This is a genomic window from Lysinibacillus sp. NPDC096382, from assembly GCF_044762845.1.
Taxonomy (GTDB): Bacteria; Bacillota; Bacilli; order Bacillales_A; family Planococcaceae; genus Lysinibacillus.
Window position 1 is genome coordinate 67,468 of the sequence record NZ_JBIWFC010000020.1, and the last position, 15,907, is coordinate 83,374.

Annotated in this window: 13 protein-coding genes; 12 read left to right on the top strand and 1 reads right to left on the bottom strand. The window is 39.3% G+C overall.

Features of this window, described 5'->3' with window-relative positions; translation table 11 throughout:
• Nucleotides 1-5 precede the first annotated feature (5 nt).
• The 3 genes from ACIQZA_RS21305 to ACIQZA_RS21315 all read left to right on the top strand — a co-directional run bounded on the left by ACIQZA_RS21305 (nucleotide 6) and on the right by ACIQZA_RS21315 (nucleotide 2,873).
• Nucleotides 6-200: a hypothetical protein gene (locus tag ACIQZA_RS21305; RefSeq protein ID WP_400936599.1), complete on the top strand. Its 195-nt coding sequence runs from the start codon at nucleotides 6-8 to the stop codon at nucleotides 198-200.
• 383 nt (nucleotides 201-583) lie between these two features.
• Nucleotides 584-2,155 (top strand): flagellar assembly protein A, encoded by a 1,572-nt coding sequence (locus tag ACIQZA_RS21310; RefSeq protein WP_400936601.1) that lies wholly within the window; start codon nucleotides 584-586, stop codon nucleotides 2,153-2,155.
• A complete protein-coding gene (locus ACIQZA_RS21315; RefSeq protein ID WP_274068519.1) occupies nucleotides 2,148-2,873 on the top strand; it encodes a glycerophosphodiester phosphodiesterase in 726 nt (241 codons plus the stop codon). The genes ACIQZA_RS21310 and ACIQZA_RS21315 overlap by 8 nt, the downstream gene beginning before the upstream one ends.
• A gap of 68 nt (nucleotides 2,874-2,941) precedes the next feature.
• Here ACIQZA_RS21315 and ACIQZA_RS21320 read toward each other — a convergent pair whose 3' ends face one another.
• Nucleotides 2,942-3,178: a DUF2627 domain-containing protein gene (locus tag ACIQZA_RS21320; RefSeq protein ID WP_132356638.1), complete on the bottom strand. Its 237-nt coding sequence runs from the start codon at nucleotides 3,176-3,178 to the stop codon at nucleotides 2,942-2,944.
• A 433-nt stretch (nucleotides 3,179-3,611) separates the two neighbouring features.
• On the opposite strand from ACIQZA_RS21320, the gene ACIQZA_RS21325 reads away from it, so the two are divergent.
• From ACIQZA_RS21325 to ACIQZA_RS21365, 9 genes are all read left to right on the top strand, one after another.
• Nucleotides 3,612-4,706 (top strand): Leu/Phe/Val dehydrogenase, encoded by a 1,095-nt coding sequence (locus tag ACIQZA_RS21325; protein ID WP_132356637.1) that lies wholly within the window; start codon nucleotides 3,612-3,614, stop codon nucleotides 4,704-4,706.
• A 156-nt stretch (nucleotides 4,707-4,862) separates the two neighbouring features.
• A complete protein-coding gene (gene lpdA / locus ACIQZA_RS21330; protein ID WP_400936602.1) occupies nucleotides 4,863-6,290 on the top strand; it encodes a dihydrolipoyl dehydrogenase in 1,428 nt (475 codons plus the stop codon).
• Nucleotides 6,291-6,336: 46 nt separating this feature from the next.
• Nucleotides 6,337-7,353, top strand: a complete 1,017-nt coding sequence (locus ACIQZA_RS21335) for a thiamine pyrophosphate-dependent dehydrogenase E1 component subunit alpha (protein WP_402883740.1) — start codon at nucleotides 6,337-6,339, stop codon at nucleotides 7,351-7,353.
• The gene (locus tag ACIQZA_RS21340; protein WP_142507157.1) at nucleotides 7,353-8,336 is read left to right on the top strand and encodes an alpha-ketoacid dehydrogenase subunit beta; all 984 of its coding nucleotides are present in this window, start codon (nucleotides 7,353-7,355) and stop codon (nucleotides 8,334-8,336) included. The genes ACIQZA_RS21335 and ACIQZA_RS21340 overlap by 1 nt, the downstream gene beginning before the upstream one ends.
• A 361-nt stretch (nucleotides 8,337-8,697) precedes the next feature.
• On the top strand, nucleotides 8,698-10,038 hold the full coding sequence (locus tag ACIQZA_RS21345; RefSeq protein WP_402883772.1) for a dihydrolipoamide acetyltransferase family protein: 1,341 nt from the start codon (nucleotides 8,698-8,700) through the stop codon (nucleotides 10,036-10,038).
• A 132-nt stretch (nucleotides 10,039-10,170) separates the two neighbouring features.
• Nucleotides 10,171-11,862, top strand: coding sequence for a methylmalonyl-CoA mutase family protein (locus ACIQZA_RS21350; protein WP_402883742.1), 1,692 nt, complete (start codon nucleotides 10,171-10,173; stop codon nucleotides 11,860-11,862).
• Nucleotides 11,859-14,012, top strand: a complete 2,154-nt coding sequence (gene scpA, locus ACIQZA_RS21355) for a methylmalonyl-CoA mutase (protein ID WP_400936608.1) — start codon at nucleotides 11,859-11,861, stop codon at nucleotides 14,010-14,012. The genes ACIQZA_RS21350 and scpA overlap by 4 nt, the downstream gene beginning before the upstream one ends.
• Entirely contained in the window at nucleotides 14,012-15,109 is a 1,098-nt protein-coding gene (meaB, locus tag ACIQZA_RS21360; protein ID WP_400936610.1) for a methylmalonyl Co-A mutase-associated GTPase MeaB, read from the top strand. Before scpA ends, meaB begins: the two co-directional genes overlap by 1 nt.
• A 131-nt stretch (nucleotides 15,110-15,240) precedes the next feature.
• Nucleotides 15,241-15,681 carry a BrxA/BrxB family bacilliredoxin gene (locus tag ACIQZA_RS21365; RefSeq protein WP_370081645.1) on the top strand — a complete coding sequence of 147 codons (441 nt, stop codon included), beginning with the start codon at nucleotides 15,241-15,243 and terminating at the stop codon, nucleotides 15,679-15,681.
• The last annotated feature ends 226 nt before the right edge of the window (nucleotides 15,682-15,907 follow it).

Consider the following 15,907-nt stretch of genomic DNA (forward strand, 5'->3'; position numbering starts at 1 on the left):
AACATATGAAAAGTGTAAACTTACAGCTTGACGAAAATAACTCGTTAGAAATAACGCAGATAGAAGAAAATTTATTTGAGATGCGACTTGGAATTAATGGAAGCATTAGTGTGTACTATATGACACGTGAACAGCTCCTGAATTTCGATCAACTTGGCGCTCATATTCGCATTGAGGCTTTTCTAGAGAATGACTCGTAGCTATATTTTAACTCAATTCGAAGCCTATATGAGTAGTTGATAAATGGTTTTCAAGACATATTCATTTAGTATTGAAGGCCTAATGTAGGTTTATGAAAATTAAGACAGATACATTAGTATTATTTCAATTTATTAAAGATTTTGTGAATTTCCTGATTATTAACGGTGGGATTTATTCAATTTGTGAAAGGGAATTTTTGAATTTGAGTAAAAACATACCTTTTTATAGTATAAACCGACTAATTTTGATATAAAAATTAAAGGTATATATAAATACATTGCTTACAAAGTATGGGTAAAATCTTTCTTGGTAGTGACAATTGTCTCTAAACAAATGTAATTAGATTGTATATACTTACTGTTAGAGGGAAGGAGGAGGTAACTTGATACTAGTTCGAAATGATAAATTCGAAATATCCGAGGAAAATGGTAAGGTCTATATGATTACTTACAGTGCTGGCTATCCATTAAAAGAATTTGATAGTATTTTACGTAGTCATCCCCGACTTAAATTATCAAATTTTTCAATATTAAAAAATGTCTTAGCAACAGAAAACACTAGCCCTGTTGAAATTGGACGCTGGCTTCCTAATGTTGAAGCAGAAATTGCACGAGATAAAATGTCTGCCTCAATATTTGTATATGAAACACATGATTATATACAAGAGAATAAAGAGAAATTAACTCAACAAATTCTGGAAACAATTGAGAGCGAAGGAATTGTTTATGGAATATTAGATTTTGATATTTCTAAAATTGATCCAGGAAAAGCATTTTTAATTGCACAAGGCACACCACCTGTAGCAGGAACAGATGCACAAATTACATACTTACCTAAACCAGAGAGAAAGCCAGTAATTCGCGAAGATGGGAAAGCTGATTATTATGACATGAACTTTATTTCTGAAATTTCAGAAGGTTCTTGGCTAGGTGAAAAAATCCCTGCAACATTAGGTAAACCAGGGAAAAATGTACTAGGAGAAATTATGGCTGCTGTACCAGGTCGTGATTTTCCTATACGATACGATAAAAAATCGGCTTATGAAGTAGAAGAGGATGGGAAAACTGTCATCCGTTCTAAAATAGCTGGTGTATTAGATGATGTCAAAGGTATGATCGGCGTTAATAGACATTTGCCGATTAATGGAGACGTTGGCGTTGAAACAGGGAATATCGAATTTAATGGCTCTTTAAGTATAAAAGGAACAGTTACATCAGGCTATACAGTCATTGCTACTGGAGATATTTCCATCGAGGGTGCTGAAAGTGTAAGCGGTGCCAAAGTTATTAAATCCATTGAAGGAGACGTTTATATTCGTGGAGGGATTTTTGGTTTAGGCTCAACTATTGTAGAGGCAGGCGGAAATATTTTCGTTAAGCATGTCAATGAAGCAAATCTCGTTGCAGCTGACAGCATTCATATAGGATTTTACGCATTAGGATCACAACTCACTGCGCATTCAATTTTTGTGGACGAACGGAAAGGGAAAATTATTGGGGGCCGTGCGGTAGCTAAGAATACAATCGTCACTGCCATCTCAGGAAATCGTTTAGAGCGTCGGACGGACTTAATCATTGAAAGCGTTAATAAACAAGAAAGATACTCTATTATGCAAGAGAGGGCTACACAGCTTAAGTCGCTACAATCAGAAATCTCTGAGCGCGAGGGGAAAATTAAAAGCTTACTGCCTTTCCTTGATAAAATGTCTAAGGAACAAATAGCTACATTTGAAGAAACAAAACAAAGCTTAACAAAATTGAAAGCGGATGCAGTAACAATCGATCATGAGGTTAAGCTCATAATGGATGAGATGCGTCATGCTGGAAAAGAAGAAATTATTGTGACGAAGGAAGCTCATCCTGGTACCTATATTCAAATTGGCAAAAAATCATCCTTATTAAGTAAGGTGACAAATGGTAAATTTCTTCTTGAATATGGTGAGTTAAATGTCTAGGGAATCATTCATTCCTGTATTTGCACATCGAGGGGCTTCAGCGTATACACTTGAAAATACTTTGAAGGCTTTTGAAAAGGCTTTAGAGCTTGGTGCAGATGGAATTGAATTAGATATCCAGCTTTCAAAAGAAGGTATTCCAGTTGTGTATCATGATCCACAGCTGTCAAGATTGGTTGGCATCAATAAGCATGTGAACGAATGTACGATAGAAGAGCTAGTAAGCTTTAAACTTGGGAAGCCTTGGAGGCGGTTGTTTTCAACGTTTAAAATCCCGACGTTTGATGTAGTTTTAGCTTGGGCAAATTCACAACAGCTACCCCTTAATATCGAATTAAAATCTACAATTCTTAATAATAAAAGCGCACTTATTCAAATGCTTCATGGGCTTACTTTGCCAGTTGGCAGTCATTTTTCATCGTTTCACTATGAGCTACTGGAGATTGTGAAACAATATAAGCCAAACTATGAAACAGCACTTATAGCAACAAAAAAATTAAAGTGGGATTTGCTTAGTGATTACAAAGCTATTGACAGTGTTCATATGCATAAAAGGTACTATAAGCCAAGATATTTGGAGGCTTGTGTAGCGAGTAATAAAGCATGTCGTTATTATGCAATCGATGGGGATGAAACATTTTTATTGAATCCGCATCCTTCTGTGATTGGTTGGATTACTGATTTTCCTGATAAAGTAATTGCGAAACAGCAACGTTAATCATTCTGATGAATGAAGATAAAAATAGCTATCCAATAAGTCTTTTGAACTTAAAAGGATAGCTATTTTTATTTTTTTTGGAAGCGCGGAGCCACTTTTCCATTTTTTCGATCGCGGTGGAGTAAGAATCCTGCGAAAAAGCCAAAGCCTATAACAAAGAGAATAATGCCAACGACGAATTGTAGCCATAAAAATGGGAAAGGTGAAATGAGCTTACCAAATAATGTATCACGCATAAATTTAATGCCACCTGCAGCCATAAGACCTGGAATAAGCATTACAATAAATGCAGCTAAACGAGCCATGCATGTCCCCCCTTATTCCTAATTTTAATTGTACCTGTGGATATTGGAATGTCAAGGAAGCTATGTTACTGATATACCCAAAAACTAGTAAAGACATAATAGAATAGCTGTAACTGAATGTTTAGAAAATTCTTACTTAAACAAGAAAATGTAATAATAGTTGATAAATTGCGAAATTGTGAGTATTGTAAAAATAAATGGAGCATTATTATCCATTGTTAAACAATTTTAAATTCTTTCAGCTGGTGTTCAAATACTAGCTGAAAGAATTTAAAGCCTCCGGCGGATGTCATGGAATCGGAAAGAAATTCTTTGTACAGGCACAAAGCCGTTTCCGGACGCAATTATGCCGAGGCATAATTGATACACTTATTATACTGAATTGGAATGGGCATTTGGGGATGCACTTTCAAAAGCAAAGGGGCGAGTTTTCATGGAAATCTTCAAGTATATGGAAAAGTATGATTATGAACAATTGGTATTTTGCCAAGATGAAGCATCAGGGTTAAAAGCGATTATCGCTATCCATGACACAACACTTGGGCCAGCACTAGGCGGGGCACGTATGTGGACATATGCATCAGAAGAAAATGCGATCGAGGATGCATTACGTTTAGCACGAGGGATGACCTATAAAAATGCTGCAGCTGGTTTAAACCTTGGCGGAGGAAAAACGGTTATTATCGGTGACCCATTTAAAGATAAAAATGAAGAAATGTTCCGTGCACTAGGACGTTTCATCCAAGGGCTTAATGGTCGCTATATTACGGCAGAAGACGTTGGTACAACAGTGACAGATATGGATTTAATGCATGAGGAAACAAATTATGTAACGGGAATTTCCCCTGCTTTTGGTTCATCAGGAAACCCATCTCCAGTAACTGCTTACGGAGTATACCGTGGTATAAAAGCAGCGGCAAAAGAAGCATTTGGATCTGATTCACTAGAGGAGCGTACTATTTCTGTACAAGGTTTAGGCAATGTAGCCTACAAGCTTTGCGAATATTTACATAATGAAGGTGCAAAACTTGTTGTTACAGATATTAATCAAGCGGCAATTGATCGAGTTGTGAATGATTTTGGTGCGACTGCTGTGGCACCAGAGGAAATCTATTCACAGGAAGTTGATATTTTCTCACCTTGTGCATTAGGAGCGATTTTAAATGATGAAACGATTCCGCAACTAAAAGCAAAGGTTATCGCAGGTTCTGCCAATAATCAGCTACAAGATTCTCGCCATGGTGATTATTTACATGAATTAGGGATAGTGTACGCACCTGATTATGTGATTAATGCGGGTGGAGTAATAAATGTAGCTGATGAATTATATGGATATAACCGTGAGCGTGCGATGAAGCGTGTTGAAGGTATTTATGATAGTATCGAAAAAATCTTCGAGATTTCTAAACGTGATGGCATTCCGACATATGTTGCGGCTAATCGTTTAGCAGAAGAACGTATCGCTCGAGTATCGAAGTCTCGTAGCCAATTTTTAAAAAATGAAAAAAATATTTTACACGGTCGTTAAAAACCGTTTATTCGTTTAAAGAAGTCGCATTGTCGACTTCTTCTAACTTTATAGTAGCTTAGTAGATTTAATCGTTTAAATGAATTTAAACTGCAAGGTCAGATCATTTTTCTTAGTACCAAAGGAACAAGAGTTTTCTCAAAAGGGGGATTCCATATGGCTCAAAATTATGATGTTGTCATTTTAGGCGGAGGTACAGGTGGCTATGTTGCAGCAATTCGAGCTGCACAGCTGGGCTTAAAAACAGCTATTGTTGAACGTGAGCGCCTAGGCGGAACATGCTTGCACAAAGGCTGTATACCGAGTAAGGCCTTACTTCGAAGTGCAGAAGTGTATCGTATGGCAAATAAAACAGCTGCTGAATATGGTGTTGATATTGAAGGCGTTACATTGCAATTTGACAAAGTGCAGGTAAGAAAGCAAACGATTGTTGAGCAATTGAGCCAAGGTGTGAATACACTTATGAAAAAAGGCAAAATAGACGTTTATCAGGGAACAGGTCGAATTTTAGGACCTTCCATTTTTTCACCAATGCCTGGCACTATTTCAGTTGAAATGAATAATGGCGATGAAAATGAAATGCTAGTTCCAACAAATGTGGTCATTGCCACCGGATCAAAGCCAAGAGGAATGGCAGGACTAACAATTGACGGTCAATATGTGATGAACTCTGATCATGCACTGGAAATGGAAAATTTGCCAAAGTCATTATTAATTGTTGGCGGAGGCGTTATTGGAATTGAATGGGCCTCTATGCTTTGTGATTTTGGGGTTTACGTAACGGTCATTGAATATGGGCCATCCATTTTACCTGCAGAGGATACGGATATTGTAAAAGAGGTAACTAAGCAGCTTGAAAAAAGAGGCGTCCGAATTGTGACTAACGCTCGCCTAGATACAGGGACCTTTAAAATTGAAAATGATAACGTTTTCATTTCTGCGAAAGTCGATGATAAGGATGAATTATTTGAGGCAGATAAAGTATTGCTTTGTGTTGGGCGTGAAGCAAATACACAAGATATTGGATTAGAAAATACAGAAATAGAAGTTGAAAATGGGTTTATCAAAGTTAATAATTCGTATCAAACGCAGGAATCACATATGTATGCCATTGGGGATGTTATCGGTGGCTTACAATTAGCTCATGTTGCTTCGCATGAAGGGGTATCTGCGATTGAGCATATTGCAACGGGGGAAACAGAGGCGCTAAATGTTCTAAATGTACCAAAATGCGTTTATTCTTACCCTGAAGTTGCGAGTATTGGCTTAACTGAGAGGGCTGCTCGAGAGCAAGGTTATTCATTGAAAGTCGGTAAGTTTCCTTTCAAGGCGATTGGAAAAGCGCTAGTTAATGGAGAGACAGATGGCTTTGTGAAAATGATTGCCGATGAAGAAACGAATGATATTTTAGGTATTCATATGGTAGGACCACATGTGACAGATTTAATTGGAGAAGCATCACTTGCTAAATTATTGGACGCAACGCCTTGGGAAATTAGTCAGGCTATTCATCCACATCCGTCACTAAATGAGGTACTAGCGGAATCAGCATTAGCAGTGGATAATCGCGCCATTCATTTTTAATTTCTTTTTTTGTAGCGAAAGTGAAACGTCGGGAAGGGGTGTTCGTATGCAAAGTGTTCAAATTAAGCACGAGGATTTAGGTTTATCAAAAGAAGATGTACTTGCAATGTTCGAAACGATGTTAATGGCGAGAAGACTAGATGAACGCATGTGGTTATTAAACCGTTCTGGTAAAATTCCATTTGTTGTTTCTTGTCAGGGACAGGAGGCAGCACAAGTAGGGGCAGCCTTTGCTCTTGATAATAATAGAGATTATATTGCACCCTACTATCGAGATATGGGCGTTGTTTTACATTTTGGCATGACACCAAGAGATTTGATGTTATCCGCATTTGCTAAAGCAGAGGATCCAAACTCGGGTGGGCGTCAAATGCCAGGTCACTTCGGGCATAAGAAAAATCGTATTCTAACAGGCTCTTCTCCAGTTACTACACAAGTTCCGCACGCGGTGGGAGTTGCTCTAGCAGGCCGTCTACAAAAAGAAGATTTTATTGCTTTTGTTACGCTAGGTGAAGGCTCTTCAAACCAAGGTGATTTCCATGAAGGTGCGAATTTCGCAGGAGTCCATAAGCTGCCAGTAATTATAATGGTAGAAAATAATCAATACGCAATTTCTGTGCCTGTAGAACGTCAATTAGGCTGTGCAAAAGTATCAGATCGCGGTATTGGCTATGGTATGCCAGGTGTTACTGTTGACGGGAAAAATCCGTTACAAGTTTATAAGGTTGTGAAAGAAGCAGCTGATCGCGCGCGTAGTGGTGATGGACCGAGTTTAATAGAAACAGTGACTTATCGCTTAACGGCTCATTCTTCGGATGATGATGATCGTCAATATCGAACAGCCGAGGATATAGCAGAAGGAAAGGCAAATGATCCAATTCTGTTGTTTGAAAAGTACCTAACGGATGCAGGAGTTATGACAGAAACACTACGTGCTGAAATAGAAGAACGTGTCATGGCAGAGGTGAATGAAGCAACAGATTATGCAGAAGCTGCTCCGTATGCAACACCAGAGCATGCTTTGAAATATGTATATGCACCAGCGGACGGAGGTGATGTGTAATGGCAGTGATGTCTTATATTGATGCGATTACATTAGCGATGAAGGAAGAGATGGAACGTGATGAGCGTGTTTTTATTTTAGGAGAAGACGTTGGCCGCAAAGGCGGAGTTTTCAAAGCAACAGCAGGTCTTTACGAGCAATTTGGTGAACATCGTGTACTTGACACGCCTCTTGCCGAGAGTGCAATTGCAGGGGTTGGTATCGGTGCTGCGATGTATGGGATGCGCCCGATTGCCGAGATGCAATTCGCTGATTTCATCATGCCTGCCGTTAATCAAATTGTTTCTGAAGCAGCAAAAATCCGCTATCGTTCAAATAATGATTGGTCTTGCCCAATGGTTATACGTGCACCATTTGGCGGCGGGATTCATGGAGCGCTCTATCATTCGCAGTCTGTAGAGGCACTTTTTGCAGGAACACCAGGCTTGAAAATTGTTATACCATCAACACCGTATGATGCAAAAGGCTTGTTAAAAGCAGCAATCCGCGATGAGGATCCAGTACTGTTTTTTGAGCATAAGCGTGCATATCGACTCATTAAAGGTGAAGTACCTGTCGACGATTATACATTGCCCATTGGTAAGGCAGATGTTAAGCGGGAAGGGGAAGACGTTACTGTCATTACGTATGGTTTAGCTGTCCATTTTGCATTACAAGCGGCAGAGCGCCTAGCAGCAGATGGTATTTCAGCGCATATTCTTGACCTACGCACGGTATATCCACTTGATAAAGAAGCGATCATTGAGGCGGCAAGTAAAACAGGTAAAGTTTTACTTGTTACTGAAGATAATAAAGAAGGTAGCATTATGAGTGAGGTTGCAGCAATTATTGCAGAGCATTGTTTATTTGAGCTCGATGCACCAATTCAGCGCCTTGCAGGACCAGATGTTCCAGCTATGCCTTATGCACCAACGATGGAAAAATATTTTATGATCAATCCTGATAAAGTAGAGCGTGCGATGCGAGAACTTGCAGCATTCTAATATAAAAAGGTCTATTTCTGATATCCACTCATGTGGTAAATAGAAGCTTTAAAAAGCTAAAATAAATGTGATTGTTTATCTGTGCGGCCATAGATAATGTCACAGGTATTTTAAGGCACTTCATCAAAAGTTCGGGATGACATTTCTTAATTCGTTATGTCATGTATATAAGTTGATTGAAGCGGCTCATCGGACGCCCCCAGGAAGCTCTGCTCTGCGCGAAAGCGAAGCGTCAGCGGCAAAGCGCCCAGTCGGAACGGAAATCAACCCCCACTTTATGGTGATGAGTATTTTATAAATATGATAGTAATTTGATAGATTCAATTACACCTAGGCATAATATTGATGGGAGGAATAGATGATGGCTATTCAAAATATTACAATGCCACAGCTCGGCGAAAGTGTAACAGAAGGTACGATTGAAAAATGGCTTGTTAAGCCAGGTGATACGGTAAAAAAATATGATCCATTAGCAGAAGTTGTAACAGATAAAGTAAATGCAGAAATCCCGTCTTCTTTTGAAGGAGTCATTACAGAGCTACTTGTAGAGGAAGGGCAAACGTTACCAGTTGGTGCAGTCGTTTGTTCCATTGAAATAGCAGGTGACAGTGAGTTACCTCCTCCTCCTCCGAAAAAATCAGCGGTAAGTACGGCAATTTTAAATGCAGGTGTACAAAAGAAACAGGAGACACAGCAGCCAACTACAGCTACAAGAGCATCGCAAAAAACAGTTCGACAGGATAAAGTGCGTTATTCACCAGCTGTTCTTCGACTTGCACAAGAGTATGAAATTGCCCTTGATAAAATCACAGGTACTGGTGAAGGGGGACGTATAACAAGAAAAGACCTAATGCAACTGATTGAGGCAGGAAATGTGCCAACTTCTCTAGTGGAAACACCTCCTGCAATCGATTCGGCCGTACCACAGTCAGTACCTTTTGAAGCACCAGCATCACAGGAGAATAAGAAACCAGCCACATCTGTACAACCAATTCAAGTGGGCGATATTGAAATTCCGGTAACAAAGGTGCGCCGTGCGATCGCCAATAATATGGTACGGAGCGTTCATGAAGTGCCACATGCATGGATGATGATGGAAGTAGATGTTACGGATTTAGTAGCATATCGTGATAACATCAAGACAGAGTTTAAGCAAAAAGAAGGCTTTAATATTACGTATTTTGCTTTCTTCGTAAAAGCAGTTGCTCAAGCTCTAAAGGAATTCCCAATGATGAATTCCATGTGGGCAGAAGACAAAATCATCCAAAAACATGACATAAATATTTCCATTGCAGTCGCAACAGATGATGCATTATTTGTTCCTGTTATAAAACACGCTGATGAAAAATCAATTAAAGGTATTGCTAAAGAAATTAATGAGCTTGCAGTGAAAGTTCGTGCAGGAAAACTGACGATGGATGATATACAAGGTGGTACATTTACGGTCAATAATACGGGTGCATTCGGCTCTGTACAGTCGATGGGCATCATTAATTATCCACAAGCGGCTATTTTGCAAGTGGAAAGTATTGTAAAAAAACCGGTTGTTTTACCTGGTGGAATGTTCGCTGCACGAGATATTGTGAATTTATGTTTATCTTTAGATCATCGCGTTCTTGATGGACTTGTCTGTGGTAAATTCCTAAATAGAGTAAAAGAAATACTCGAAAATACAAATAAATCTTCAATATCAGTCTACTGATGACTTCTCGGAAACCTGTTATATAACGGTTTCCGATTTTTTTTTGCTTTCCGAGTCGCAATTTGTCATGTAGAATAACAAATAGAAACTACTAAGGGGGGAAGCTGATTAAGCGTCCGCATGTCAAACAACATGAAAAATATTGAATTTGAAAAGCCGTCCTATTCAGAATGGCAAGATGCAGCAATCAAGGCTTTAAAAGGGAAACCATTCGAGTCTCTTTTAACGAAAACGAGTGAAGGTATTACATTAGAACCTCTTTACACCCAAGAAAGTTTAGTAGCAAAACTTGGTGAAGAACTTGATAAACAAGTTGCTACAATCCGTTCCCTACAAAATAACGAAGCATTTCAAGTGGCACAACAAATATATGCTGATACTAGTGAAGCATTTTTTGCACAGCTTGATGATAGCTTAGCTCGAGGCAATGAAGTAGTAACAATTGATAGCCGTGTAAATTTCGAATGGACTGAAGAAGTATTGGTACAATTAGGGACTTATTTCTCAGAATATTCGTTTAAAATTGTGGTTGAAAATTCAAATGATCCATTATTAGCAGTGTTCGACAAAATAGCAGTTAATCAGCGAGAAACTGTCAAAGGTTTCATCGTATCTAAAAATCCTATCTCTTTAAATAATTTCCCGAGCGTGCGCTCAATCGGTGCGGATACGACGATTTATCATAATAAAGGAGCAAATGCTGTGCAAGAGTTAGCATATGCACTTGCATTAGCCGCAAAATACGCAAAACAAGAAGAAAGCTTTGAAGCGTTCGCGAAGAAATTTTATGTATCTTTTGCAGTGGATACACCGTTCTTTACAGAGATTGCAAAACTCCGTGCTTTTAAAGTACTTTGGAAAGCGTTCTCATCCGCTTATGGAGTATCTAATAGCGTAAAAGTTCCAACTATTGCTGAAACATCATTAAGAAGCTTCTCTAAGCTGGATGTTTATGTAAACTTATTACGTTCAGCGAATGAAGCTCTTTCTGGCTTAATTGGCGGTGCGGATGTCTTTACAGTTCACCCTCATGATGCATTAACGAAGCCAACCGATCAATCGGTTCGTATTGCACGGAATGTATCGTTAATCTTAAAAGAAGAAACAAATGTTTTAAAAGTTATAGACCCAGCTGGTGGCTCTTACTTTATTGAGTCATTAACAGCAGATTTTGTGAAAGAAGCTTGGGCATTATTCTTAGAAATTGAAGCAGCTGAAGGTATTGACGCTTACATTGCATCTGGAAAGCTTACGGAGGAACTAGAAAAATCCTATCAAGCTCGTATAAAAGCGGTACAAACGCGTAAGCAATCATTAATAGGTACAAATATTTATGCTAATCCAGCAGATGTACTTGAAAGCGCAACAAACCCAATGTTTGCAGAAATTAAGCGAATTGCTATACCTTTTGAGCAATTACGTGCGGTAATGACTACGTCAAATGTGAAAACTGGAATCTTATCATTAGGCACACTTAAAAGTTCAAAACCACGTGCTGATTTCGTGTCAGGTTTCTTAAACACTGTAGGTCTAGTACCAGAAAAAAGCGAACCAGTTGCTACAGCTGAAGAAGCATTAGCTTGGTTAAACGCTACAGAAGCAACATATGTGGTAATTGCAGGTAATGATGACGATACAAAAGAATTAGTACCAGCAATTTTAGCAGGCAAACCAGCTAACGTAATTGTTGACGTTACCGGCAAATTTAAAGACGAAGAAGAAGCTTGGTTAGCAAATGGCTTAAACGGCTTTATTTTCGCAGGACAGAACATCATCGAAAAATTAGACTCAGTGTTCGCTAGCATGAAGGAGGTCCAACGATGAGCAAGCCAAATTTTAGTGCAGTTGAAATCGAAAAAATTTTAGCAGTCGAAGCTCCTCAAGCGTCAGAAGAAAAATTTATGACTAATGAAGGTATCGAGATTAAAGATGTATACACAAAAGAAGATATTAAAGAGGCAAAACATTTAAACGATGTAGCGGGTATAGCGCCAAATACGCGCGGTCCATACCCTACTATGTATGTTGCTCGTCCTTGGACTGTTCGCCAATATGCTGGTTTCTCAACAGCTGAAGAATCAAATGCATTCTACAAACGTAATCTAGCAATGGGTCAAAAAGGTCTTTCTGTTGCCTTTGACTTAGCAACTCACCGTGGCTATGACTCAGATCATCCTCGTGTAACAGGGGATGTTGGTAAAGCTGGTGTTGCGATTGACTCTGTAGAAGATATGAAGATTTTATTTGATCAAATTCCTTTGGATCAAATGTCAGTTTCTATGACAATGAATGGTGCTGTATTACCAGTTCTTGCATTCTATATCGTTGCTGCTGAAGAGCAAGGCGTTACACCAGACCAATTAGCGGGTACAATCCAAAACGACATTTTAAAAGAATACATGGTTCGTAACACATATATTTATCCACCAGCGATGTCTATAAAAATTATTGCAGATATTTTTGAATATACAGCGAAATTTATGCCGAAATTTAACTCAATTTCAATCTCTGGTTACCATATTCAAGAAGCGGGGGCAACAAATGACATCGAACTTGCTTATACACTAGCAGATGGTCTTGAATATGTTCGTACAGGGCTAAAAGCTGGAATCGATATTGATGCCTTTGCTCCTCGTCTATCATTCTTCTGGGCAATTGGTATGAACTATTATATGGAGGTTGCAAAAATGCGTGCTGCACGTCGAATTTGGGCACAAATGATGTCAACGTTTAATCCGAAAAACCCTAAGACATTAGCACTTCGTACACACTCACAAACATCTGGTTGGTCTTTAACAGAGCAAGATCCATTTAATAATGTGGCACGTACACTAATTGAAGCGAATGCGTCTTCAATGGGGCATACGCAATCTCTTCACACAAATGCACTTGATGAAGCGATTGCTCTACCAACTGATTTCTCTGCACGTATTGCACGTAATACCCAGCTGTTCCTACAAGAAGAAACGGCAATGACAAAGGTTATTGATCCTTGGGGCGGTTCATACTATGTGGAAAAATTAACAGACGAAATTACAAAATCTGCGTGGACATTAATTGAAGAAATCGAAGAACTAGGCGGTATGGCGAAAGCGATTGAAACAGGTCTTCCAAAAATGAAAGTCGAAGAGGCTGCGGCAAAACGTCAAGCGAAAATCGACTCTAAAACAGAAACAATCGTAGGTGTAAATAAATATCGTCTAGAAAAAGAAGAACCTATCGAAATTCTTGACATTGATAATACATTAGTTCGTCAAAAGCAAATTGAACGTTTAGAAGCAATGAAGGCAGCTCGTGATGAAGCAGAAGTACAAAAGCATCTAGCTCGATTAACGAAAGCTGCGCAAGATGGTGAAGAAAACTTATTAGCGATAGCTGTAGATGCAGCGCGTGCTCGTGCTTCTTTAGGTGAAATTTCTGATGCAATCGAAGTTGTTTCAGGTCGCCATAAAGCAGTAATTCGTTCAATCTCTGGCGTTTACTCTGCAAACTTCTCAGATGAGGAGCAAATTGCTGAAATGAAGCAAATGACAGAGGAGTTCCTTGAAAACGAAGGTCGTCGCCCACGTATTTTAGTAGCGAAAATGGGACAAGATGGACATGACCGTGGTGCGAAGGTTGTGGCAACAGGGTATGCTGACTTAGGCTTTGATGTAGATATTTCACCACTATTTATGACACCTGCTGAAGCAGCTCAAATGGCTGTAGAAAACGATGTTCATGTCATTGGTGTATCTTCATTAGCAGCTGGTCATAAAACGCTTGTTCCTGAATTAGTAGCAGAGTTAGAAAAACTGGGCCGCGAAGATATCATTATTATTGTTGGAGGTGTTATTCCAGCACAAGATTATGAATTCCTTTATGAAGCTGGCGCGGTAGCGATATTTGGACCTGGTACAGTTATTCCTGTATCGGCACAAAAGATTATTGAAGAGATTTATAAACGTTTAGGCTATGAGGAAGTGTCTGAATAATGGACAAAAATAAAGGAATGCCTGAAAGTGCGCTATTTGTTATGGACGGAGTAGAGGCAACTCACGACGGAATGCAATATGGTACACCGAAAAAATTCCGAAAGAAAAAAGCAGACAATTTAAACATTCAGGAGCTTGCACAAGAAGTACGTGCAAGCTCTCGTACACACTTGTCAAAAGCTATTACTCTCATTGAAAGTTCAAATGCTACACATAAAGTGCAAGCACAAGAACTTCTTCAAGAGCTTCTACCACATACAGGAAACAGTGTCCGTATTGGGATCACAGGCGTTCCTGGTGCTGGAAAGAGTTCGTTTATTGAGGCTTTCGGAACGATGCTTTGTGAGATGGAGAAAAAAGTGGCAGTTCTTGCGATTGATCCAAGCTCTTCTTTATCGGGAGGAAGTATATTAGGCGATAAGACTCGAATGGAGGAGCTCGTGAAAAAGCCTAATGCATTTGTTCGTCCCTCTCCATCAGCTGGTACCCTAGGGGGTGTTCATAAGAAGACACGTGAAACGATGCTTGTTTGTGAAGCGGCTGGCTACGATGTCATTTTAATAGAAACAGTCGGTGTTGGACAAAGTGAAACATATGTCCGCGGTATGGTTGATTTCTTCTTGCTGTTAGTTTTAACAGGTGCCGGGGACGAGCTACAAGGCATGAAAAAGGGCATTATGGAGTTAGCGGATGCCATTGTTGTTCATAAGGCTGATGGTGATAATGTTCGTCTTGCTAAAAAAACGGTATCTGAGTATAAGCAAATTTTACATTTCTTACAGCCTGCAACCCCAGGGTGGATGTCCACAGCAATGCCGGTAAGCTCGTGGGAAAAACGTGGTCTCGACAAAGTCTGGAGTACAATAGGGGAGTTCAGACAAATTGTTGAGGCAAATAATTACTGGTCAATTAGACGCCAAAATCAGACGAGAGATTGGTTCCAATCGATGATTACCGACCATTTAATCGATATGTTTTATGGTAATCCAGAACGTAAAGCACAGGTACAACTTTTAGAACGTCAAATTTTAAATGGACAGTTGACAGTCACACAAGGTGTAGATCGTTTGTTTAGCGATGAACAATCACAGAAATAATATTACCTTTGTTATGAGCAACTAGGTGCACAAATTCGTCGCTAACTGCTATGATAGGAGATGAAATGTGCGTCCAATATCTAAAGCTATTAGTTTAAGATGGCGCGAACTTGAAAGGAGCTTATCGCTATATGAATATGGATTACGATTTATTTATGCAAGAAATTTTAAAAACAGCACGTGCAGAAATTGAGGGTGCTGGTTATGAGCAGCTTCGCACGCCAGAAGCTGTTGAAGAGGCATTTGCCCGTCCAGGTACAACTTTAGTCATGGTAAACTCTGTATGTGGCTGTGCAGGAGGTATCGCACGTCCAGCAGCAGCACAAAGCGTACATTACGATAAACGTCCAGACCATCTTGTAACAGTATTTGCTGGTCAAGATAAAGAAGCAACTGCAGCTGCTCGTTATCACTTCGGTGAAGATCATTTACCATCTTCCCCATCATTTGTGTTATTAAAGGATGGACAAGTAGTAGCAGAAGTTGGACGCTATGAAATTGAGGGACATGACCCAATGTCAGTAGTAACAAACTTACAAGCAAACTTTGAGGAATATTGCGACGAACTTTAATTTTATTCTTAGAAGTTAAAAGAGAAGCTATTCTATAAGTATGTTGCCCCGCAGCTACAAAATATCTGCGGTGGCTTACTACTTGGCCATGCTAATTGATCCTCGATTAGCATGGTGTTATAGCTTCCTTTTATTTTTCAATATACCTGGCCAATTGACGTTCGAAATATTTGTAATATTGGCTAAATGAATAATCTGAAATTCGAAATCAATAAAATTAACAGGT

Excerpts from the sequence above, each read along its gene's own strand:
- ACIQZA_RS21345 (WP_402883772.1), top strand. The coding sequence starts at position 8,698 with ATGGCTATTCAAAATATTACAATGCCACAGCTCGGCGAAAGTGTAACA.
- ACIQZA_RS21365 (WP_370081645.1), top strand. The coding sequence starts at position 15,241 with ATGAATATGGATTACGATTTATTTATGCAAGAAATTTTAAAAACAGCA.
- ACIQZA_RS21350 (WP_402883742.1), top strand. The coding sequence starts at position 10,171 with ATGAAAAATATTGAATTTGAAAAGCCGTCCTATTCAGAATGGCAAGAT.
- ACIQZA_RS21320 (WP_132356638.1), bottom strand. The coding sequence starts at position 3,178 with ATGGCTCGTTTAGCTGCATTTATTGTAATGCTTATTCCAGGTCTTATG.
- meaB (WP_400936610.1), top strand. The coding sequence starts at position 14,012 with ATGGACAAAAATAAAGGAATGCCTGAAAGTGCGCTATTTGTTATGGAC.
- ACIQZA_RS21325 (WP_132356637.1), top strand. The coding sequence starts at position 3,612 with ATGGAAATCTTCAAGTATATGGAAAAGTATGATTATGAACAATTGGTA.
- scpA (WP_400936608.1), top strand. The coding sequence starts at position 11,859 with ATGAGCAAGCCAAATTTTAGTGCAGTTGAAATCGAAAAAATTTTAGCA.
- ACIQZA_RS21305 (WP_400936599.1), top strand. The coding sequence starts at position 6 with ATGAAAAGTGTAAACTTACAGCTTGACGAAAATAACTCGTTAGAAATA.
- ACIQZA_RS21335 (WP_402883740.1), top strand. The coding sequence starts at position 6,337 with ATGCAAAGTGTTCAAATTAAGCACGAGGATTTAGGTTTATCAAAAGAA.
- lpdA (WP_400936602.1), top strand. The coding sequence starts at position 4,863 with ATGGCTCAAAATTATGATGTTGTCATTTTAGGCGGAGGTACAGGTGGC.
- ACIQZA_RS21315 (WP_274068519.1), top strand. The coding sequence starts at position 2,148 with ATGTCTAGGGAATCATTCATTCCTGTATTTGCACATCGAGGGGCTTCA.
- ACIQZA_RS21340 (WP_142507157.1), top strand. The coding sequence starts at position 7,353 with ATGGCAGTGATGTCTTATATTGATGCGATTACATTAGCGATGAAGGAA.